The 21,100-nt window shown below is 40.4% G+C and carries 20 protein-coding genes; 6 read left to right on the top strand and 14 right to left on the bottom strand.

All coding sequences use genetic code 11. The features are described from left to right. Positions 1 to 190: 190 nt before the first annotated feature. The gene (locus IEX29_RS16035) at positions 191 to 1,012 is read right to left on the bottom strand and encodes a squalene/phytoene synthase family protein (protein WP_188735372.1); all 822 of its coding nucleotides are present in this window, start codon (positions 1,010 to 1,012) and stop codon (positions 191 to 193) included. Positions 1,013 to 1,205: 193 nt separating this feature from the next. Between IEX29_RS16035 and IEX29_RS16030 the strand changes: the two genes are divergently transcribed. Continuing rightward, a complete protein-coding gene (locus IEX29_RS16030; RefSeq protein WP_188735371.1) occupies positions 1,206 to 2,369 on the top strand; it encodes an MFS transporter in 1,164 nt (387 codons plus the stop codon). A gap of 70 nt (positions 2,370 to 2,439) precedes the next feature. Here the strand turns inward: IEX29_RS16030 and IEX29_RS16025 are convergent, their stop codons facing one another. After that, positions 2,440 to 2,640, bottom strand: coding sequence for a hypothetical protein (locus IEX29_RS16025; protein WP_188735370.1), 201 nt, complete (start codon positions 2,638 to 2,640; stop codon positions 2,440 to 2,442). Positions 2,641 to 2,902: 262 nt separating this feature from the next. Here IEX29_RS16025 and IEX29_RS16020 point away from each other — a divergent pair, with 262 nt between their 5' ends. The 3 genes from IEX29_RS16020 to thrB are packed head-to-tail and all read left to right on the top strand — an operon-like array spanning position 2,903 to position 6,142. Continuing rightward, positions 2,903 to 4,198 (top strand): homoserine dehydrogenase, encoded by a 1,296-nt coding sequence (locus tag IEX29_RS16020; RefSeq protein WP_188735369.1) that lies wholly within the window; start codon positions 2,903 to 2,905, stop codon positions 4,196 to 4,198. A gap of 1 nt (position 4,199) precedes the next feature. Beyond that, a complete protein-coding gene (gene thrC, locus IEX29_RS16015) occupies positions 4,200 to 5,261 on the top strand; it encodes a threonine synthase (RefSeq protein ID WP_188735368.1) in 1,062 nt (353 codons plus the stop codon). After that, positions 5,258 to 6,142, top strand: coding sequence for a homoserine kinase (gene thrB, locus IEX29_RS16010; RefSeq protein WP_188735367.1), 885 nt, complete (start codon positions 5,258 to 5,260; stop codon positions 6,140 to 6,142). Before thrC ends, thrB begins: the two co-directional genes overlap by 4 nt. Positions 6,143 to 6,188: 46 nt before the next feature. On the opposite strand, the gene IEX29_RS16005 is transcribed toward thrB, so the two are convergent. From IEX29_RS16005 to IEX29_RS15990, 4 genes are all read right to left on the bottom strand, one after another. Beyond that, entirely contained in the window at positions 6,189 to 6,593 is a 405-nt protein-coding gene (locus tag IEX29_RS16005) for a hypothetical protein (protein WP_188735366.1), read from the bottom strand. A gap of 245 nt (positions 6,594 to 6,838) precedes the next feature. Then, complete coding sequence (locus tag IEX29_RS16000) at positions 6,839 to 8,434, bottom strand: glutathione ABC transporter substrate-binding protein (RefSeq protein WP_188735365.1); 1,596 nt, start codon at positions 8,432 to 8,434, stop codon at positions 6,839 to 6,841. A 126-nt stretch (positions 8,435 to 8,560) separates the two neighbouring features. Further along, positions 8,561 to 10,153 (bottom strand): glutathione ABC transporter substrate-binding protein, encoded by a 1,593-nt coding sequence (locus tag IEX29_RS15995; protein WP_188735364.1) that lies wholly within the window; start codon positions 10,151 to 10,153, stop codon positions 8,561 to 8,563. A gap of 102 nt (positions 10,154 to 10,255) precedes the next feature. Beyond that, positions 10,256 to 12,046, bottom strand: coding sequence for a S9 family peptidase (locus IEX29_RS15990; RefSeq protein WP_188735363.1), 1,791 nt, complete (start codon positions 12,044 to 12,046; stop codon positions 10,256 to 10,258). 172 nt (positions 12,047 to 12,218) lie between these two features. Between IEX29_RS15990 and IEX29_RS15985 the strand changes: the two genes are divergently transcribed. Beyond that, entirely contained in the window at positions 12,219 to 13,346 is a 1,128-nt protein-coding gene (locus IEX29_RS15985; protein ID WP_188735362.1) for an amidohydrolase, read from the top strand. A gap of 59 nt (positions 13,347 to 13,405) precedes the next feature. Here IEX29_RS15985 and argF read toward each other — a convergent pair whose 3' ends face one another. The 5 genes from argF to IEX29_RS15960 form a co-directional block, all read right to left on the bottom strand. Next, entirely contained in the window at positions 13,406 to 14,362 is a 957-nt protein-coding gene (gene argF, locus IEX29_RS15980) for an ornithine carbamoyltransferase (RefSeq protein WP_188735361.1), read from the bottom strand. Between the two features lie 198 nt (positions 14,363 to 14,560). Further along, the gene (locus IEX29_RS15975) at positions 14,561 to 15,745 is read right to left on the bottom strand and encodes a class I SAM-dependent rRNA methyltransferase (RefSeq protein ID WP_188735360.1); all 1,185 of its coding nucleotides are present in this window, start codon (positions 15,743 to 15,745) and stop codon (positions 14,561 to 14,563) included. A gap of 16 nt (positions 15,746 to 15,761) precedes the next feature. Then, complete coding sequence (locus IEX29_RS15970; protein WP_188735359.1) at positions 15,762 to 16,334, bottom strand: GNAT family N-acetyltransferase; 573 nt, start codon at positions 16,332 to 16,334, stop codon at positions 15,762 to 15,764. A 32-nt stretch (positions 16,335 to 16,366) separates the two neighbouring features. After that, the gene (locus IEX29_RS15965; protein ID WP_188735358.1) at positions 16,367 to 16,639 is read right to left on the bottom strand and encodes a DUF3219 family protein; all 273 of its coding nucleotides are present in this window, start codon (positions 16,637 to 16,639) and stop codon (positions 16,367 to 16,369) included. Between the two features lie 14 nt (positions 16,640 to 16,653). Then, positions 16,654 to 17,163 (bottom strand): GNAT family N-acetyltransferase, encoded by a 510-nt coding sequence (locus IEX29_RS15960; RefSeq protein WP_188735357.1) that lies wholly within the window; start codon positions 17,161 to 17,163, stop codon positions 16,654 to 16,656. Between the two features lie 187 nt (positions 17,164 to 17,350). On the opposite strand from IEX29_RS15960, the gene IEX29_RS15955 reads away from it, so the two are divergent. Further along, complete coding sequence (locus tag IEX29_RS15955) at positions 17,351 to 17,797, top strand: YaiI/YqxD family protein (protein ID WP_188735356.1); 447 nt, start codon at positions 17,351 to 17,353, stop codon at positions 17,795 to 17,797. Positions 17,798 to 17,870: 73 nt separating this feature from the next. On the opposite strand, the gene IEX29_RS15950 is transcribed toward IEX29_RS15955, so the two are convergent. From IEX29_RS15950 to IEX29_RS15940, 3 genes are read right to left on the bottom strand one after another with little or no spacing between them, the layout of a single operon-like run. Continuing rightward, a complete protein-coding gene (locus tag IEX29_RS15950) occupies positions 17,871 to 18,881 on the bottom strand; it encodes an NAD(P)/FAD-dependent oxidoreductase (RefSeq protein WP_188735355.1) in 1,011 nt (336 codons plus the stop codon). A gap of 24 nt (positions 18,882 to 18,905) precedes the next feature. Further along, positions 18,906 to 19,928, bottom strand: coding sequence for a FecCD family ABC transporter permease (locus IEX29_RS15945; RefSeq protein WP_188735354.1), 1,023 nt, complete (start codon positions 19,926 to 19,928; stop codon positions 18,906 to 18,908). Next, positions 19,925 to 20,941 (bottom strand): FecCD family ABC transporter permease, encoded by a 1,017-nt coding sequence (locus tag IEX29_RS15940; protein ID WP_188735353.1) that lies wholly within the window; start codon positions 20,939 to 20,941, stop codon positions 19,925 to 19,927. The genes IEX29_RS15945 and IEX29_RS15940 overlap by 4 nt, the downstream gene beginning before the upstream one ends. Positions 20,942 to 21,100 lie beyond the last annotated feature (159 nt).

Below are 21,100 nucleotides of genomic sequence, written 5' to 3'. Positions count from 1 at the left end.
ATCTATTATAATTATATGCTTCATACAATACAACTTATAATTTAGAGACGTATTCAACGAATTACTTTGAATATAGAAGTATTTCCCTTATTAGATATTCCTAAACCCTTCTTATCCCCGAAAATAAAAAAATCTCGTCATATTTAGCGAGATTTTTTTACGAGCCCTTTCTTATTCATCTTTTCATACCTTAAGAATTAATAATTTTATCAACTGTTTCTTCCACTTCATCCCGGGACATTTTTTCTTTACCACTTTTCAGGGCATTTAACGTTTTATGTGCCAATGCTAACGGTATCCGGCAGAAAAGCAGAATATTTTTGGTCGAGATTTGTGTCATATACTCATCTGCTTTTTGCAAATTCGCTTCTGCATATGCAAACATTTCCTTCTTAGACCAGTCATTCGGGAAAAAGCCGACACCTCTTTCAGCATCTTCATCAATATTCCGTAATATATTCACAGCCTGCAGCCCGCGTCCATAACCGATAGCCAGATCACGGTCTGTTTCAGTTCCATCATACCAATTCCAAATATCAGACAGCATCACACCGACAAGGCCTGCTACATAATATGTATACTCATCCAAATCCTCTTTTTTCTTTACTTCCCAGTCTTTACCTACCCATTTAGCCATTCCTTCTGCCATTTCACTTGTCGAATCCTTTACTTTTTGCTGAATATCCTCCGGGCAGAATTCAATCCAGTCAGCTAAGCGCAATGTCACTTCAGGAAGTTCGTTTTCATATGGAGCTACCAGCTGGTGATAAGCCTCGCGGTTAAACACATCTTCCTTTAATAGATGGCTTGTCTCATTTAATAAATGCTGTTTTATTTCTGCATCCATTTCTTCATGGTCTTCCATTTCGTCAACAGCGCGCATGCAGAGGTAAGCTGAACCAACTGTTTTCCGCAACGTTTTGTTCAACAGTTTAATGGGGATATAAAATGTTCTGCTCGTCTGTTTTAAAACCTTCATTGCATCTTTTTCTAATGTTGCTTTGTTACTCACCCAAAACTCCTCCTTATTTCATGCGTTACTATAAGTATAACAAACAAGTCTCATTTTTTCCTTTAAAAGTGTTGCATTCTCACTAATTTTCACATAAAGTCCTTGTGCTATCCTTTTTTTAAAGCTACTATGGTAGATAGTGTTTTTATCACTCAAATGTTAATAGGATAAATATAGATAAGGCGTGTTGATTATGAATAAAAGTGTATACTTACTTATGACAATTTCATTTGTTGTCGGAATGGTTGAATTGATTATTGGCGGTATTCTCGATTTAGTAGCGGATGACCTCGGTGTATCATTAGGAAAAGCTGGATTATTAATCACTATTTTCTCTCTTGTTTTTGCTATTGCTTCTCCAATTTTACTTTATTTAACCGCATCCGTTGAACGAAAAAAACTGACCATTATTTCTTTAGTGTTCTTTTTGCTTGGAAATATTCTTGCTGTTTTTAGTTTAAACTATACGATGATTTTTATTAGCAGAATAATTTCTGCAGCAAGTGCTTCTTTACTCATTGTACTTTGTGTGATGATGGCATCCTCCATTGTTAAGCCGGCTTACAGAGGACGGGCTATCGGTATCGTCAGTATGGGAGTAAGCGGATCTCTTGTTTTTGGGATTCCATTCGGACTGATCCTTGGAGAATCGTTTGGCTGGCGTGCTCCGTTTGTACTTATCTCTTTCTTAACGGTTGCTTCTATTATATTTGTTCATTACTTTATGCAGCGTATTCCTTCGGCGGAAAAACCCCTGCCGTTAACAACACAGCTAAAAATGATCCGGAACCCAAAGATTCTTTTTATATTATTAACAACTTTCTTTGTTCTGGCCGGCCACACAACCTTATATGGCTACTTGAACCCATTTGTAAAAGATTTCATGGAATTAGACGGCATTTGGCTAAGTGCTGTTTATCTGATTTTTGGTATTTCTGCTGTCAGCGGTGGCGGAGCAGGTGGAACATTATCCGATTTATTCGGACCAAAGCGAACTATTCTCAGCGCCATTATCTTATTTGTAGCTACCATTCTAATTATCCCGGTTTCGTCGTTCCATGTTGTCTTATTCCTTGTTGTACTTATACTGTGGGGAATGCTCAGCTGGGCAGTATCGCCGCCGGTTCAAAGCTATTTAATTGAGACCTCCCCGCAGAATTCGAGTATTCTGGTCAGCTTAAATAACTCTGCCTTACATTTAGGTATTGCAGTCGGTTCATTTGTCGGAAGTATCGTTATTGAACAGGCAAGCGTGGAAAAGAATGCCTATGTCGGCGGGGCTATTGTCTTTTTAGGATTAATTACAGCATTAGTCGCACTAAAAGGATATAAACGGCCGGAAGTAACAGCTGACTGATTGGTTGATAAACTGCATGGATGAGTCTGTTTCCATGCAGTTTTTTAATTTACATCAGAAAGTCCCCTGCTCATGTATACGATGTTTTATCTTCCTTATTATTAGAGACCTTCTCCTTCTTTATAATACTCCTTCTGTAAATGACAATAGGCAGCGTCCCAAAAATAAATCCGCTCACTGCGAACACTTCTAATTTATCCAGGCTGTAGCCAATGATTATACCCAGGCTTATGAAAAAAATAAATAACGCTCCAAGATGGTAGATCCGCATATCTTTATATCCCCTTTTTACCTATTATATGAAGGAGATAATTTAATGGTACGTAATCACTTGGGGGGCTTATCCCCATTTCCGCTTAATTATATAAATATCTTTTAAAATTCCGCGTTTTTTCAAGATTACTTTATTGCTGCATTTTTGATAACGGTTACATGCTTAAGCCCGGATGTATTCTAAAAATTCGCTATTGCCTTACTTCCCTTTTCATGTTTAAATAAATTCAATATACAATAGGAAGCGTAGAGGTGGTTAGATGGAAGAGAAGGTTTCAGTAGGATTATTAGGTCTTGGTGTCGTTGGCTCAGGCGTTATTCACTTAATTGAAGATCACCAGGAAAAACTGGCGCATCAATTAGGCTGTAAAGTTGAAGTAGTTAAAGCGCTTGTACGTGATATAGAAAAAGCAAGAAATATTGATGTGAACCAGGAAATTTTAACAACAGATCCCGATGACGTTCTTGAAAATCCGGATATTGATCTCGTCATTGAAGTAATGGGCGGAATTGATCATACAAGAGATTATATGCTAAAAGCCTTTTCTAATAAAAAACATGTTGTATCAGCTAACAAAGACTTGGTAGCTGTGCACGGTCCTGAATTACAGGAAGCTGCGGTTAAAAATAATTGTGATTTTTATTATGAAGCAAGTGTAGCCGGCGGTATTCCTATATTACGTGGAATTAATGAGGGGTTATCCTCCGACCATATTCAAAAAATTATGGGGATTGTCAATGGGACAACCAACTATATTTTAACAAAAATGGATGAAGAAGGTGTAAGCTATGAGGATGCTCTTGCAGAAGCACAGCGCCTCGGCTTTGCAGAATCAGATCCGACTTCTGATGTAGAAGGATTAGACGCGGCCCGGAAAATGGCTATTCTCGGCCGCTTAGCATTCTCTACTCCTGTCGATTTACAGGATGTTGAAGTAGAAGGAATTCATGGTATTGAATTAAAAGATCTCCGTTATGCTTCACAGCTGGGATATACGATGAAGCTTATCGGGTTTGCCAATTTCTTTGACCAGGAATTAGAAATTAGTGTACAGCCCACTTTACTGGCAAAAAACCATCCGCTGGCAAGTGTAAAAAATGAATATAACGCAGTTTATGTTTATGGTGAAGCAGTTGGTGAAACCATGTTCTATGGTCCCGGTGCCGGAAGTCTCCCCACAGCTACAGCGATTTTATCCGATGTTATTGCTGCAATTAAAGCGATGCGTCTCGGAGTATCTGGAAAGCAATTAAATGACATGCAATTTCCAAAGACATTGCTTCCAAAGGATAAGCAGCATGGTCAATATTATGTTCGTTTATGCGTAGAAGACAAGACTGGGGTGTTCTCAGAAATTTCATCGATTTTTCATTCACAGGACATCAGTTTCCAACGTATTCTGCAGACTCCAGTGGATGAAAAAGATTCTGCAGAAATTGTATTAGTCACACACGACACACCATACTCTCAATTTGAACAAGTACTGAATCAGTTAGAAGCATTCGATGCAGTGAATGAGATAAAGAGTTATTATAAAGTAGAAGGAGATGCGTAAGATGGCTTGGAAAGGGTTAATTGAAGAATATCGTGACTTACTTCCTGTCACAGATAAAACACCCGCTTTATCATTATTAGAAGGGAATACTCCCCTATTTCATTTTCCAAATCTATCAAAGGAACTGGGAATTGAATTATACGGGAAGTTTGAAGGCTTAAATCCGACCGGGTCATTTAAAGATCGCGGCATGGTAATGGCTGTTGCCAAAGCAATAGAAGAAGGCTCTAGCTCTGTTATCTGTGCGTCTACCGGAAATACATCTGCCGCAGCAGCAGCGTATGCTGCACGTGCAGGGATCCGTGCAATTATTGTTATTCCAAAAGGAAAAGTCGCTCTTGGAAAACTTGCTCAGGCTGTTATGTACGGAGCTGAAATTGTTGAGATTGAAGGCAACTTTGATCAGGCCTTGCAGCTCGTTCGAAAAATCAGTGAAAAATCACCTATTACTCTAGTAAACTCTGTTAATCCATATCGTTTGGAAGGCCAAAAAACAGCAGCGTTTGAAGTATGTGATCAATTGGGAGGCGCTCCTGATATTCTGGCAATTCCTGTCGGTAATGCTGGAAATATCAGTGCCTACTGGAAAGGCTTTAAAGAATACAGTACATCAAAAGGAACAGCCCTTCCAAAAATGTTTGGTTTTGAAGCGGAAGGTGCAGCAGCCATTGTCAGAAATAAAGTTGTTGAAGAGCCGGAAACAGTGGCAACAGCGATTCGAATTGGAAATCCTGCCAGCTGGGATTTAGCTGTCCAGGCCAGAGAAGAATCAGGCGGAATGATTGGTTCTGTCACAGATGACGAAATCATTTCTGCCTTTAAACTGCTTCCACGCAAGGAAGGAGTTTTTGCGGAGCCGGGCTCAGCTGCTTCTATTGCAGGTGTGATCCAGCAGGTAAAAGCAGGTAAAATTCCGGAGGGCAGCAAAGTTGTTGCGGTATTAACGGGTAACGGATTAAAGGATCCGCAGACAGCCATTGACCAATTAACAATTGATCCTGTTTCGCTTCCCAACGACGAAGATGCCATCCTTGAATATTTAGAGAAGATGATTACATCATGATGCCGTTTCGCATTTCTGTACCTGCAAGCAGTGCTAATCTTGGCCCTGGTTTCGATTCAATGGGCCTTGCATTAGGCTTGTATATTCATTTAGATGTTGAGTGTGCAGATCAGAATGTTTTTTTTGCACATGGTTCTGAGGAATCAGAAGAAAATCATTTTATCTGGAATATCACGACGCAGGTAGCTGAACGATACGGGGCAGCATTGCCTCCGTGTAAGGTACAGGAAACCAATGAAATTCCGTTAGCCAGGGGATTAGGAAGCAGTGCATCTGCAATTGTCGCAGGAATTGAGCTCGCTAATCAGCTTGGAAATTTGCAATTAACCGATGAACAGAAACTGGCATTTGGAACAGAAATCGAAGGTCATCCAGATAATATTGCGCCTGCTTTGTTTGGAGGATTAACAATCTCTACGATGCTTAAAAATGATATCCCTTCTGTCCGGCTAAATGACATCGAATTAGATTTAATTGCATATATTCCGGAGGTAGAGCTGAAAACAGAGGTTGCCAGGGATTGTCTGCCGGATACATATGAACGGGGTTATGCAGCAAGAGCGAGTGCGATGAGCAATCTGGCCGTTGCAGCACTCTACACCAAAGACTATGCTTTGTTTGGAAAAATGCTTGAGAATGATTTATTTCATGAGCCTTTTCGAAAAGCACTTATTCCTAATTTTGATCTTATCCGTGAAAAAGCAAAAGAAGCCGGGGCATATGGTACAGCTTTAAGCGGTGCAGGACCAACGATGCTTTCTTTTATGCCAAAAGGAAATGGGGAAAAAGTTAAGAATGAAATGGTAAAACAGCTTAACGGTTATCAAGTACAGCTTTTAGAGATCGATACAAAAGGGGTTTCTATTTCTCAGAATATATAAAAGTCAAAAATGTGCAAGAGTTTATGGGAGACTCCTGCACATTTTTTTAAATGATGTCATTATAGATTTGACCGTTATTATTCCGAATATCTATGATTTTCAAGCGGTTATCATTTTTAACAAAAATGGTTTTATAATATTTTTCCCCGTCGATTTCATAAAACATCACGCGGGACCCATTGTTGTCTGTTTCAACAACCACATCATATTCACCATCCTCTATCTGCTGCCCGATAACCTTTTGTTCTTCATATTCATAAGCTTCTTCATCTGCCGCCGGTTCTGAATCATTGTTTCCCTCCTCTGAAGTATCCTGTGACTGCTCAGACACTTCTTCAGTAGATCTATCAGAAGGATGTGCTTCTGTTGCTTCATGGTTTTCTTCCGGTTGGCAAGCACTGATAATTAATAAAATAATCAGAAGCCCTGCTGTTTTTAATATGTTCTTCATTTTCCTACCTGCCTTTCCATCAAAACATCACTTGCATTATAACAAATATTTCTATTTTTTCATTTAACAAACACAGATGATTCTACAAGAGTAATTTCATAAGGTCAAGTCCACAGAAAGCTTAGTGTATCTCTGGGGACTAAGATTACTCACCCTAGGGCGGATACCTTCAGCATCTTTATATGCTTTCTTATTCTAAAAAAGAGACAGATAAAAACATGCTCTATCCGTCTCTAATTAATCTTTTATTGTTCCATATAAACATCTTTTAACAGCAAGTATTTTGTAGGAAGCATTTCTAAATTCTTCACTGAATTATTTACGGCCATTAAATAATCCTTATGCATTATATAAAGCATTGGCGCTTCCTCAACAAGTAATTCCTGCGCATCTTCATAAATATTAAAGCGCTCTTCCTCATCCAGCTCTTGGAGCCCTGCTACTAATAATTCATCCAATTCATCATCTTCTATAAAGAAACGGTTGCCGGCAGAACCATGATTATCTGAATGGAACAGTGGTCTTAAGCCCGCATCAGCATCTCCTGTACCTGTTGACCAGCCCATAAGAAACATCTCATGCTCCCCGTTATTGATTTTTTCCTGATAGGAGCCCCACTCAAACATTTCAATGCTTACTTCAATGCCCATTTCTTTTAACTGAGCTTGAATATTGGTGGCAATATCCGTCCGCTCACGAGTTTCATTTGTCCAAAGTGTTGTTGAAAAACCATCCGGATACCCTGCTTCTTCCAGCAGTTCTTTTGCAGCATCAACATCATAGTCCAGACCGGTTAAGCCCTCAGCCGATCCAACAACATCCGGTGCTAATGGTCCTACGGCTTCCTGTGCATAGCCGTTTGCAACACCGTCAATAATCTGTGCTTTATCTATAGCCATAGAAATTGCCTGACGGACTCTTTTATCACTAAATGGTTCCTTATTCATATTAAATCCTAAAAAGTCTAACGAAACACTGCTTTGCTGATATACTTCTAAATTTTCTTCCTGCTCAATTTGATCAATATCTGAAGAACTGAGCGGATTGGAAATATGTGATTCTCCAGTATGTAATTCAGCAATTCTTGTCAGATCCTCAGGCACAACTTTAAATGTCACTGTATCCAGATTCGCTTCTCCATCCCAATAATCTTCATTTTTCACTAATCGGATGTACTGGCCCGTCTGCCATTCATCAAATTTAAAATAGCCCGTTCCAATTGGATTTGCATTGATGACAGATCCAGGGTTTTCCCCATCCTCCATGGCAGCATAATCTTCTTCTATTTGCTTCGGTGAAATCATTGCCCCTATGGAGTGAGCCAAATGTGCAGGCAGGCCGAGAATTGGATATTCGGTTTTAATATGTACAGTGTAATCATCTACCGGATTAATCTCTTTAATCATTTCAATTAAATAAGAAGCCGGAGCTCCAACCTCAGGATCTAAAGAACGCTCCAAATTCACCTTCACAGCTTCTGCATTAAAAGTCTCACCATCATGAAAGGTTACACCTTCCTGAAGCTTAAACTCCCAGGTTGTATCATCAATCGTTTCCCATTCTGTCGCCAAACTCGGCAGCAAGTTCATATCCTGATCATAGTTAACTAATTTTTCAAAAATATTATATTGCACGTCAAACGAAGGTACATCATTTGCTCCGGCAGGATCTAAGGAAACTGCATCAGAAACAGTAGCAATGACAAGATCTCCTCCTGACTGCTCTCCACCATCGGCTGATGTATTTCCTTCTGACTCATCCGGTTCGCTGGCACAGGCAGCTAATACCAGCATACTTAATGCAATAATAAGCATGCTCCACAAATAGTTTTTTCTCCTCATATACTCATCCTCTCTATTATATAAATTCTCTTGCTCACAACTCTCCAAAAAAGATAGAGCTGCTGCTAAAAATCAGCAGCTGCTCTTATTCTGAAACTAATTATTTTCTGTTGCCTTCAATATACTTTACTGTTCTAAATAAACATCTTTTAACAGCAGCATTTTCGTCGGCAGCATTTTTAGGTTTTGAACCTCTGTTCTTTCAGCAAGCAGATAGTCCTTATGCATAATATAGACCATTGGCGCTTCATCAATCAGTAATTCCTGTGCCTCTTTATAGATTTCTAAGCGCTTATCCTCGTCTACTTCCTGACGTCCTGCATCCAGTAATTCATCTAACTCATCATTTTGTAAAAATGTACGGTTGCCGGGAGGTCCCAGATTATCCGAATGGAATAACGGAGCTAATCCAAGATCAGCATCTGCTGTACTGTTTGACCAGCCCAGAATAAACATATCATGATCACCATTACCAATCTGTTCCAGATATGCTCCCCACTCCATCATTTCAATATCGACATCAATCCCGATTTCTTTTAACTGAGCCTGGGCGTTTGTAGCGATATCTGCACGTTCCCGAGTTTCATTTGTCCATAGCGTTGTTGAGAATCCATCAGGATATCCTGCTTCTGCTAAAAGCTCTTTTGCTGCATCAACGTCATAGTCCAATCCTTTGATACTTTCATCATAACCAAACACACCCGGTGAAAGCGGTCCTTCCGCCTCTATCGCATAGCCATTAACAACTCCATCAAGGATTTGGCCTTTATCTAATGCCATAGAAATTGCCTGACGGACACGTTTATCATCAAAAGGCTCTTTTTGTGTATTAAATCCGATATAGTCTAAAGAAACACTGCTTTGCTGATACATTTCCAAATCTTCAGATTGTTCGACCTGCTCAATATCTGAAGAGCTGAGCGGGTTAGAAACATGCGAATCTCCAGTCTGTAATTCTGCTAATCTTGTTAAATCTTCAGGAACTACTTTAAACGTTACCGAATCAAGCTTTGCTGCTCCATCCCAATAGTCTTCGTTTTTGACAAGGCGAATATGCTGCCCTGACGCCCATTCATCAAATTTAAAATAACCTGTGCCAATTGGATTTGCATTAATAACAGATCCTGGATTCTCTCCATCCTCCATTGCCGCATAGTCTTCTTCAATTTGTTTCGGTGAAATCATTGCTCCCATTGGATGCCCTAAATTAGCCGGAAGGCCTGGAAAAGGATACTCTGTATTAATATGAACAGTATAGTCATCCACTACCTCAACATCTTCAATCATTTCCACCATATTTGCAGTTGGATATCCTACATCAGGGTCCATCATTCTCTCAATATTTACTTTTACTGCCTCTGCGTTAAAAGGCTCGCCATCATGGAAGGTTACGCCCTCCTGCAGCTTAAATTCCCAAGTTGTATCATCAACCTGCTCCCACTCTGTTGCCAGACTCGGAAGTAAATTCATGTCTTCATCATGCTTTACCAGCTTTTCAAAAATGTTATATTGTACATCAAATGAAGGTACATCATTTACAGCGCCCGGATCTAAAGAAACTGCATCAGAAATTGTAGCAATTACTAAATCCCCGCCTTCCTGAGCCTGCCCTCCATCTCCTGAGTCACCTTCTGACTCATTTGGCTCGCTTGCACAACCAGCCAACACTAAAGCGGCCATGATCATGCTCATAAAAAATGCTAAGTAAAATTTTTTCATGCTGTCTCCCCCTGTGTTATATTGTTATAATAAATTTTCATTCCGTAAGACTCTTGATTTTCTCTTACGGAATGAGCATTTTTAACAAAATTTCCTGATGTATTATTTTAAATACTGATTCATAAACTCAACAATTTTTGTATTCATTAGAATGTGATTTTCCAGTTTTTCTGTCTGATGTCCTTCATCATCGAATATAATCAGTTCAACATCCTTATTCTGCTTTTCCAAGTCGCTTGTCAGCTGTTCCGCTTCGGATACTGGTACACGTGTATCATTTCTTCCATGGAAAATAAGCAGCGGCACTTCTATCTTATCTGTATGGTTTAATGGCGCAATCTCTTCAAAGAAATCCACATCATTTTCCAATGAGCCATACTCTTGTTCACGCAGTCTCCTTCTCCAAGGGCCTGTATTTTCCAAAAATGTACGGAAATGACTGATACCTACAATATCAACAGCGGCAGCCCAAAGCTTTGGATAGTGTGTAATTGCAGCCAGCACCATAAATCCGCCATAGCTTCTTCCCATAATTCCTACATGGCCTTTATCTGCCTGATGATTTTCTATCAGGTCTTTAACAAGGTAATTCAAATCTGCAACAGAATCCATACGCTTACGGACATCATCTAATTGCACATATTCCCTGCCATATCCCATGCTTCCACGTACATTTGGAGTAGCAACTGCATAGCCTTGTGCAGCCAGGAATTGAATAACCGGATTGTATTCATTCCTTATTTGACTTTCTGGTCCGCCATGAACATGAATCATTACCGGCTGATTGGCATGCTTCTTGCCATATAGAAAATAAGGAACTTTCAGTCCATCAAAGGATGTAAACTGATAGAGCTCTGGTTCCACCCATTGCTTGGCAATCTCTGAATCTGGTGTAACATAGGTTAACCGGGTTGATTGATCTGCAGAAACTTCGACCTTCCATATGTCACCCGGAATGACAGCACTTGTTACGCCCGCCAATAATGACTCCTCATTTAACCAGCTGAGAGATTGATAAACACCTGATGGAATACTCTCTATTGTTTTCACGAAGTTATCTTCCAGATAATAAGCGGCTAATAGTGAGCTTCCTCCTTTATTTAAAGAGTAAGCAAGCTTTGTTTCATCCGGGGAAAGTTTTATTTCTTCAATATCCCACTGTTCATCCTTAAAAAGATACTCAATCTGCTGCGGTGAATCCATTGAAAAAGAAGCTATGGCTAATGTATTTCTACCTTCGTCTGTAACTAGGTATCCGGCACTTCCATCCTTTTTAAGCTGGACAGAATGATATCGTGCAGGAACGTCTGCATTGCCAATTAGTGTTGTCTCTCCTGAGTCTATGTCTAACATATGTAATTGGTTATCAATATTTGAGACTTTCACACTGATAATGAGACCCTTTCCATTTTTCGTCCAGCATAGTGCCGAACAATTCGTATCCGTTTCATATACTGTTTGTTCTTTTCCAGTTTCCACATCACAAACAAAAATATCAAAATAACCTGGATGCCTGCGATTGCTTGCAAAGGCAATCTTCTTTTCATCAGGTGACCATCCCCCAAATTCATGAAAATGATCTTTGGAAATAACTAAGTTCTCTACTGTCTCTCCTTTATCCCCTGTGATATAAAACTGCTGTTTCTCATTCCCTTCAAAATCAGAAGCAATAATAGATTTCTTTCCCGATGGAGAATGATATACCCCAAGGACACGATCGGACATTGTTGTAAAGGCTTCTACTTCATTTTGTTTATTCAGTGTCCATGCCTGAGGTCTTCCTGTAAGGTTAGCCAGAAAAGTAAATTCATCCAAATCACCAATTTTTTGGGGATTGTATGCTCCCTTAGCAGTCAAATATTCCAGCAAAGCTGTCTCGTCTTTTTCTTGCATGTAATCCCTCCAATATTGAATATTTAATAGTTTTACTATACGATAAAGTAAAACTATTACAAGTCTACTTAAATTTTTATATTATCTGAATTTAATTAATAGACTTATAATAAATTGATTATAGATTAAAGGCTTGTAGAAATCAATATTATTTTATCAAAGGAGAGTACATATGTTTGTAATTACTGGAGCTACAATTTGGAATGGCAAGGAAGAAATATTCGAGCATACTAACCTTTTTATCCGCAACGGTAAAATTGAAAAAATCTCTGAGGTATTAGATGCCTCAGATACTTACCGTACAATTGACGGAAAAGGTTACATCATTACTCCCGGATTAATTGATGTACACACACATTTAGGAGTATCCGAGGAAGGAGTAGGACAGGAGGGTGCTGATTTTAATGAAACCTCTGATCCTGTTACACCTGAAGTAAGAGCAATAGACGGTATCAACCCACGGGAAGAAGGCCTGAAAACAGCTCGAAAGTCTGGTATCACAACTGTCCAGGTAATGCCGGGAAGCGCCAATGTAATCGGCGGAGAAATGTCTGTTTTAAAAACAACTGGTCATATTGTTGATGAGATGATAATCCGTCAGACATCCGGAATGAAGGCCGCAACTGGTGAAAACCCTAAGAGATTTCACGGTTCAAAAGGAAAAATGCCGGCTACCCGGATGGGTGTTGCAGCAGTATTAAGGAAAAAGCTGCTGGAAGCAAAAGCATACACAGAAGAAGAGAATCCGAAATGTGATCTTGGTTTAGAGCAATTGGCGAAAGTAATAAATAAAGAAATACCTTTACGTGTTCATGCTCACCGTGCAGATGACATTATCACTGTACTCCGCTTAAAAAGGGAATTTGATATTGATGTAACGATTGAGCACTGTACAGAAGGCCACTTTATTGCTGATTATATTGCCAAGCATGATGTTATGGTTTCCGTCGGCCCGACAATGTCTTCACGTTCTAAGGTAGAACTGAAGGATAAGAGCTGGAGCACGATCAAAGCATTAATGGATGCCGGCATTTCCTGCTCCATTACGACAGATCACCCTGTTGTCGGAATCGAATATCTGCTGACCAGTGCCATTCATGCTGTCAAGAATGGCCTGACCGAACAGCAGGCTTTAAAAGCAATGACCTCCAATGCAGCCAGGCACCTTGGTGTCGCGGATCGTGTAGGGTCACTGGAAGCTGGAAAAGACGCTGATTTTCTGCTTTGGGAAGGAAATCCATTTGATCCGCAATCTAACCTGTGTCATGTATACATCAATGGGGAAGAAATAACAGACTAAAGAACAAAAGAAGCAGGAGGGTTTCTGTTCAGACTCTCTGCTTCTTTACTTTCTACTATTTATCCCATCAACGCTGTCATCAAAGCCTTTTGGGCATGCAGACGATTTTCAGACTGCTGGAAGACAACAGAATGTTCCCCATCAATGACTCCTGCCGAAACCTCTTCCCCGCGATGTGCTGGAAGGCAGTGCATAAAGGTTACATCTGACTTAGCCTTGGCAAGCAATTTTTCATTCACCTGATACTGCTGAAATTCCTGTACACGCTGTGTCTGTTCTGCCTCTTGTCCCATGCTTGCCCATACATCTGTATAAATAACATCAGCATCTTTAACTGCTGCATCCGGGTCATTACTCCATTCAATAGTTGCATCATACTCCCCGGCGAATTTTTTTGCTTTTTCCGTAACCTGTTCCTCAGGCTTATAATTATCTGGTGTCACAGTCACAATATGCATGCCCATCTTCGCAGCACCAATCATTAAAGAATGTGCCATATTATTGCCATCACCAATATAAACAATTTTTTGTCCTTGCAGCACTCCTTTGACCTCTTTAATTGTCTGCAAATCTGCTAATACCTGGCAAGGGTGATACAGGTCAGTCAGCCCATTGATTACAGGAATACTTGCATGCTTTGCCAGCTCCTCCACATCAGACTGATTATAGGTACGGATCATAATTCCATCCAAATAGCCGGACAACACCTGGGCTGTATCTGCGATTGTCTCTCCTCTGCCGATTTGAATATCCTTGGAGCTTAAGAAAATTCCCATTCCGCCAAGCTGATAAATACCTGTTTCAAAGGAGACACGGGTTCTTGTTGACGATTTTTCAAAAATCATGCCCAGCATTTTGCCTTTTAACGGTTCAAAAACAATTCCATCTTTACTTTGTTTCTTTTGATAATCTGCTAATTCAATTAAGTAGTCAATCTCTTCTTTTGTATAGTCCGCAAGCTTCAAAAAATCTCTGCCTTTTAGCGCCTGCTGAAATTGGATTTGGTTTGTTGTCATTCACCTACACCTGCCTATTCAATAAGTTGTTATGCATTATTATGCATTAAAAAGAATATTTATTCAATAGTTTTTGAGATTTTTATTGTCTTTTTTCTTTAGTCCGTATTCCAAATATGATGAGTATATACATTTTCCCACAAAAAAAGGCGTTTTTACAACAAGCCTTGCACCGGTGTAAAAATGCCTCAATAAAATTTATCCCTTTACCTGAATAACTGCTACCTTCAAATAATTCCCCTGTTTAAAATGCTTATCCACCGCAAAATCACCCGGCAATGAGAACTCTTCCAAAATTGTATACTCCTTTTGCTTCGCCTCAAACCCCCTGTGAATCATATCTTTGAATTTCTTCATCCCAAAGGAGGCTGTGTTAGTGGAAGCAATAATCACTCCGTTTTTATCCAGCAGCTCAATAGAATTCTCTATCAGCTCCGGATAATCCTTCGCTGTCCGGAAAGTTCTTTTCTTAGAGCGTGCGAAGCTTGGCGGATCAAGAACAACCACATCAAATTGCAGATTCTTCCGTTTGGCATATTTGAAGTAATCAAATACATCCATTACAATAATATCCTGCTGCTCAAAATCAATCCCATTTACGCTAAACTGTTCAATCGTCTTGCTTTTACTTCGTTTTGCTAAATCAACACTGGTGGTCTTTGATGCACCGCCTAATGCAGCTGCAACAGAAAATGCACCAGTATAGGAAAAGGTGTTTAGCACATGCTTATCCTTGGCGTATTTGTCACGCAATGCTTTTCGGACCTCGCGCTGGTCTAAGAAAATACCGACCATTGCCCCGTCATTCAGATAAACAGCATAATTCATTCCATTTTCCTTCACTATCAGCGGGAATTCACCCCTTGTTCCTTTTACAAAATCATCATCTTCTACATACTGACCCTTCGTATCAAAGCGTTTCTTTTCATAAATCCCCTGATAGTCACCCAGCTCGTCAAAAACCTGTATAACCCAGTTTTTGAACGCATAAATTCCTTCACTGTACCACTGAATAACGTAGTAGCCGTCAAAATAGTCAATGATTAAGCCTCCAATTCCATCTCCTTCCCCATTAAACATGCGAAAGGCCGTTGTTTCTTCGGCTTGATAATAAGAACGTCGTTTATTCATTGCACTGAGCAGCTTCCGCTTAAAGAATGACTGGTCAATAGTCTCTTCCTGCTTAAATGTTAAGACCCAGCCCATCCCTTTATTCTGGCGGCCTGTATATGCCTGTGCCAAAAATTCTCCCTGTGGTGTATGCAGGCCAATGATCTCACCTTCACTAAGTTTATGGGGCTCATCAATAGCTTCTTCTAAAATTAATGGGTTTTGCTGTTTGATATTTTTTACATAGGATTGCTTTACTGTTACTCGCTTCATTATTTCACCTTTATTCCTAATTTGATTCAGGATCTTCAATCACTGCAAAAACACAGGTATCTCTGAGTTCCCCATTTTCTTCTATATCATCATTTCTCAAAATTCCTTCCAGCTCAAAACCGGCTCTTTCAGCAACTGCTTTGCTTCTTCCGTTTTTCGTATCACACCTGATTTCCACACGGTTTGCATCCAGCTCCCGGAATGCAAAAGCAGTCAGTCCTTTGACCAATTCTGTCACATAGCCTTTCCCACGATGCTTCGTATCAATCCAATAACCAATTTCAAATTTCCGTACATCCCAATTAATACGATGTAATCCGCTGGAAATAATAAATTCTCCACTCTCTTTATCAAAAGCATGGAATCGCAAATCCTCACGCGCTAAAAAATTCAGATAAGCCTCTTTTGTTGTCTTTTTCACACCTGATTCTGTCTGCTCCTGTCGTGCAAATGGGAGCCAGGGCATTAACTCATTGATAGAGTCCTGCATCGCTTTATAAAGCGGCTGCCAATCTTCCGGCTTCGGCGCCCGGATGACTAGCCGTTCTGTTTCAAATTGATGTGGAAATGTTAATAGTATAGGCTCCATTGTATCGTACTCCCTCTCTATATCCTAAGCATTTATTTTTCGCGTATCTTCAGATAAAATTCACTTGTATTGCCTTTTTCATATAAATTTATTGTTGAAGTAGAATATTCTTGGATAGCTGCCGGGAAGGATAAAGATTTTCCAGGAATGTTAACCTGAAAATCATTTTTATACAGCAATGTAGTAACGTCATGATAGGTTTCGCTGGTAACATCAAATGAAAATGCGATCTGTTTCTTACCAGCTACTTCATCCAGTTCAACCTGTTTCCCTTCAAACACTTGTTCGTTTATCCTGATTTCCATGTATAATCTCCTCCTTAGTCTAGTCCTACATGCGGGCTGCGGCGTTCCACAAGCACAACATCCCGCCATCTGCCGTCTTCCATCTGTCCGATTTTTTCTCGAAATCCTACCTTGCGAAAGCCCATCTTTTCATGCAGCTTCAGACTGCCTGTATTTTCAGGGAAAATTTCTGATTGCAGCATCCACATTCCTGCTGCTTCACTTTCCTCAATCAATGCCTGCATGAGCTTTGTGCCTACGCCTTTTCCCGTGCTGTCTTTATGCAAATAAATACTGACCTCTGCAACTCCCTGATATGCCTCTCTTGCGGATATCGGTAATAGGGAGGCCCAACCGAGGACATGCTCCCCCTCACGGACCACCAGACGGCACCACTTCAAATGGTCACGATCCCAGTCTTCCCAGGATTTCCAATCAGGTTCATTCATTTCAAAGGTCGCATTACCTGTTTCCATTCCATAATGATATATTTCCAAAACCTGCTTCCAATCTTCCGCTCTCATCTGATCAATAACAAGTTCCATGCAGCAAAGCTCCTTTTTCACGATAGATAATGATTAATATCTTACATGTTTTTCAAATGAAATTCTAGTGAATAAGACAAGTTCTTTAAATGTTGGGGCTTTATTATGGTATAACTAAAAGAGAAACAACTATAGTGAGGAAGGAATTTGAAGAAATCTACCACTCACTAAAAAAGGAAGTGAACGGATGAAAGTTTATGTAGATGCCGATGCCTGTCCGGTCAAAGACATTATTATAGAGGAAGCAGGGAAGAAATCTGTTCATGTAGTACTCGTAACCAGTATCTCACATTTTTCTTTAAAGGAATATCCTGACTGGGTGGAGACGATTTATGTGGACACAGGTGCAGACGCTGCAGATTATCGGATTATGAAGCTTGCCAAAAAAGAGGATATTGTGGTCACACAGGATTATGGACTTGCTTCTCTCGCACTTGCGAAGGGCTGTTATGTACTGCATCATAAGGGATTCACCTATACTAATGACAATATTGATCAGCTTCTGCAATCCCGCTACCTGAGCGCCAAGGAACGGCGGAGCGGAAAGCATTCAAAGGGTCCTAAAGCTTTAACAGAAGAAGACCGGCAAAAGTTTTTAGAGCTTTTCCGCAAATATTTATCGGGTAAAAATTAAAAAAGCACTCTTACTGTTTTCTTAGCCCTTCTTTATCAGGTTGAAAACGTTAGAGTGCTTTTTAAAGGTTATTTTATTCGTCTTCCTCAAAAGCTGCAAAATTGGTGGAGAATAAATGCTTCACGGGATCTCCCGGATCAGCGATCTTTTTCGCGCGGTTAACTGCAATTGGTCCTTCATTAAACGCTCCGGCGATTAATCCAAGTTTATCCGGATAATGTGCGATATCACCAATTGCAAATACACCTTCAACAGAAGTTTGCATACTGGAATCTACAGCAATCATACCGTCTTTCATTTCCAATCCCCATGTAGTAATCGGCTCCAGATTAATTTGAAAACCATGATTGACTACTAGCCGGTCAACCTGAATTTCTTTCTCATCCGCTTCATTCTCTAAATGTCCCAATATTACCTTTTCAATCTGCCCATCTGTTCCATGCAATGCCTTTAATTCATACGGCGTCATTACATTTACACATGAATTTTTCAGCTTCGTCACACTGCTTTCCAATCCTTTAAATTCATTACGGCGGTGGATAAGCGTTACACTTTTTGCAATGTTCTCAAGCTCCAGCGCCCAATCTACAGCACTGTTGCCGCCGCCGGAAATAAGCACATGCTTATCATGATAATCCGCCAGCTTCCTTACCGTATAATGCAGGCTTTTCTCTTCGTAATAAACCGCTTCCGGATGGTCCAGTTTCACAGAGTGCAATGTCCCAAATCCGGTTGCCAGCATAATTGTTTTAGAATAATGGATATTTCCGTTGCTGCTTATAAGCTGAAAATTCCCATCATCCATACGTTGCATATCAACGACCTGTTCTCCCAGAACAACCGTCGGGCCAAAGGTCATTGCCTGTTCCACCAGCTGATCGGTTACTTCTTCTCCAGTAGCATGTGCAATACCACCGATGTCGCGAATTACTTTTTCCGGATAAAAGTACGGTACCTTTCCGCCGAGGTATGGAAGATATTCAATAATTTTTGTCTTCATTTCCCGCATGCCACTATAGAAAGCAGCAAATAACCCGGCAGGTCCGCCGCCAATAATCGTTACGTCGTATATTTCTTCGTTCATAATTACCTGAATCCCTTCCCTTTATTAATTTGTTTTCATCAGCAGATATACAAAATAAGGTGTACTGACAATCGATACAACAATTCCTACTGGTATTGTTGTTGGCGCCAGAATATTACTTCCAATCATATCTGCTGCCATTAAAATAAATGCCCCCAGTAAGGCAGAAATCGGAATCACGTAATGATGCAGCGGCCCTACCAGCTTACGGACAATATGCGGCACAACAAGTCCTAAAAAGGCAATCGCACCACCGGCCGCGACGGATGCTCCCGCTAATGCTACAGCAATTAATAATAAGATTCCCCGCTCTCTTTCAACATGTGTACCAAGACCAGACGCAACATCATCCCCTAAGTGAAAGACATTTAAGTTTCTCGCTTTATTTATTGCGATTGGAATAAGTATCAGCATCCAGGGCAATAAAGCAAATACAAAATTCCAGTTCGCATTCCAAATCTCACCTGACAGCCAAATCGTTACCTGACGATAATTTTGCGGATCCATACGCAGCTGAAAAATCGTCAGAAGAGCACCAAATGCCGCGTTTACCCCGATTCCGACTAAAACAAGCCGAATCGGTGATACTCCTTTTTTCCAGGCAATGGCATAAATCAATATTGCCGCTGTAAACGCCCCAATTAATGCAACAAAAGGAAGCATATAAGTGTTTAGTGCACTCGCTGCCGGTATAACACCTTGAAAGAAATAGAGAAATAACACAATCGCAAAGCCCGCTCCTGAATTAATTCCTAATATTCCCGGATCAGCAAGTCCGTTTTGTGTGATACCCTGCATAATCGTTCCAGAAACCGCCAGGCCTGCTCCGATTAATAATGCCAAAATAATCCCCGGCATCCGGAATTTAAACAACACCAGCTCTTGTCTGTCTGATCCCTGTCCCATCAGTGTTCGAATCACTTCTTTCGGAGAGATGGAAATCGTCCCCAGATTTAAACTGAGAAAGGAAAAAACAATAATCCCGATAACTAATATAATGATAATCGTCCAAAATCGAAGTTTTTTTTGCTTTTCTAATGGATTCATTTTTTGTCACCCCCGCTGCCTCTGGCCAAATAGAGGAAGAATGGCACACCGATAATGGAAGTAATAGCGCCTACCGGTGTTTCAAATGGGGCGTTAATCATCCGTGCAATAAGATCCGCATTCACAAGTAATAAAGCACCCAGCACTGCTGATGTAGGAATAATCCATCGGTAGTCTGTCCCAATAATAAAACGTGTAATATGCGGAATAATCAATCCGACAAACCCGACAGAGCCGGCAACAGAAACTGCAACACCTGTTAATATTAATACAACTACAATGCCGGTAATTTTAATAAGCGTATTATTCTGTCCTAATCCCGTAGACAAATCGTCTCCCAAGCTCAAAACAGTGATGGACTTCGCAATAGATAATGCCAGGATCACCCCTATTGCTCCGGCAATAAGAAGAACCATTACCGCATTCCAGCCTGCTCCGTCTAATCCGCCTGCAAGCCAAAATCCTATATCCTTCTCCAGCTGGAAATGCAATGAAAGAATCGAGGAAACAGACCGCAGCAAAGTTCCTATTGCGACTCCGGCCAGCGCCAGCTTAACAGGTGTCAATCCACTGCTCGAAAAGGATCCCACTAAAAACACCAGGGTTACAGCGATACCCGCCCCAAGAAAAGAAGCAAACATTAAGCCGACACTGGAAACAGCCGGGTAAAAGGCCAGGATAATCACAAGCATAAACGCAGCGCCATCTGTTACCCCCATAATAGATGGCGATGCGAGCGGATTACGCGTCATTCCCTGCATGACAGCTCCAGACATAGCTAAAAACGCACCTACCAGCACGGCAGCCAAGGTACGCGGAATACGCAACTCCCAAATAACCTGGTGGGCCTGTTGTCCTTCACTGAATTTGAACACAGCCTGCCAGACAGTATGTAAATCAATCGTTGTTGCACCATAAGAGATAGACACACCAATCGAAAAAATAACAAGGCAAATCCCTATGATATTAATTAGTATCTTCGTCAACTGAGAAGAACGTGAAAACAATCTCATTTCTTGTATACTCCTATACTTTCTTCATAAAATATGGTTGTAATATGATTTGATTTTTTTAGAATTAAAATTTCGTAAAAGCTTGCTTTTAAATAACTTATTGACTTTCTAATTGAAACTGATTATCATTATCGTTAGACGTTCATTATAACATAAAAG

This window comes from Oceanobacillus neutriphilus (assembly GCF_014645515.1).
In the GTDB taxonomy this organism is placed as follows: Bacteria; Bacillota; Bacilli; order Bacillales; family Amphibacillaceae; genus Oceanobacillus; species Oceanobacillus neutriphilus.
Note: the sequence above shows the minus strand (reverse complement) of the source record. Positions and strands in the feature narration are given on the sequence as shown.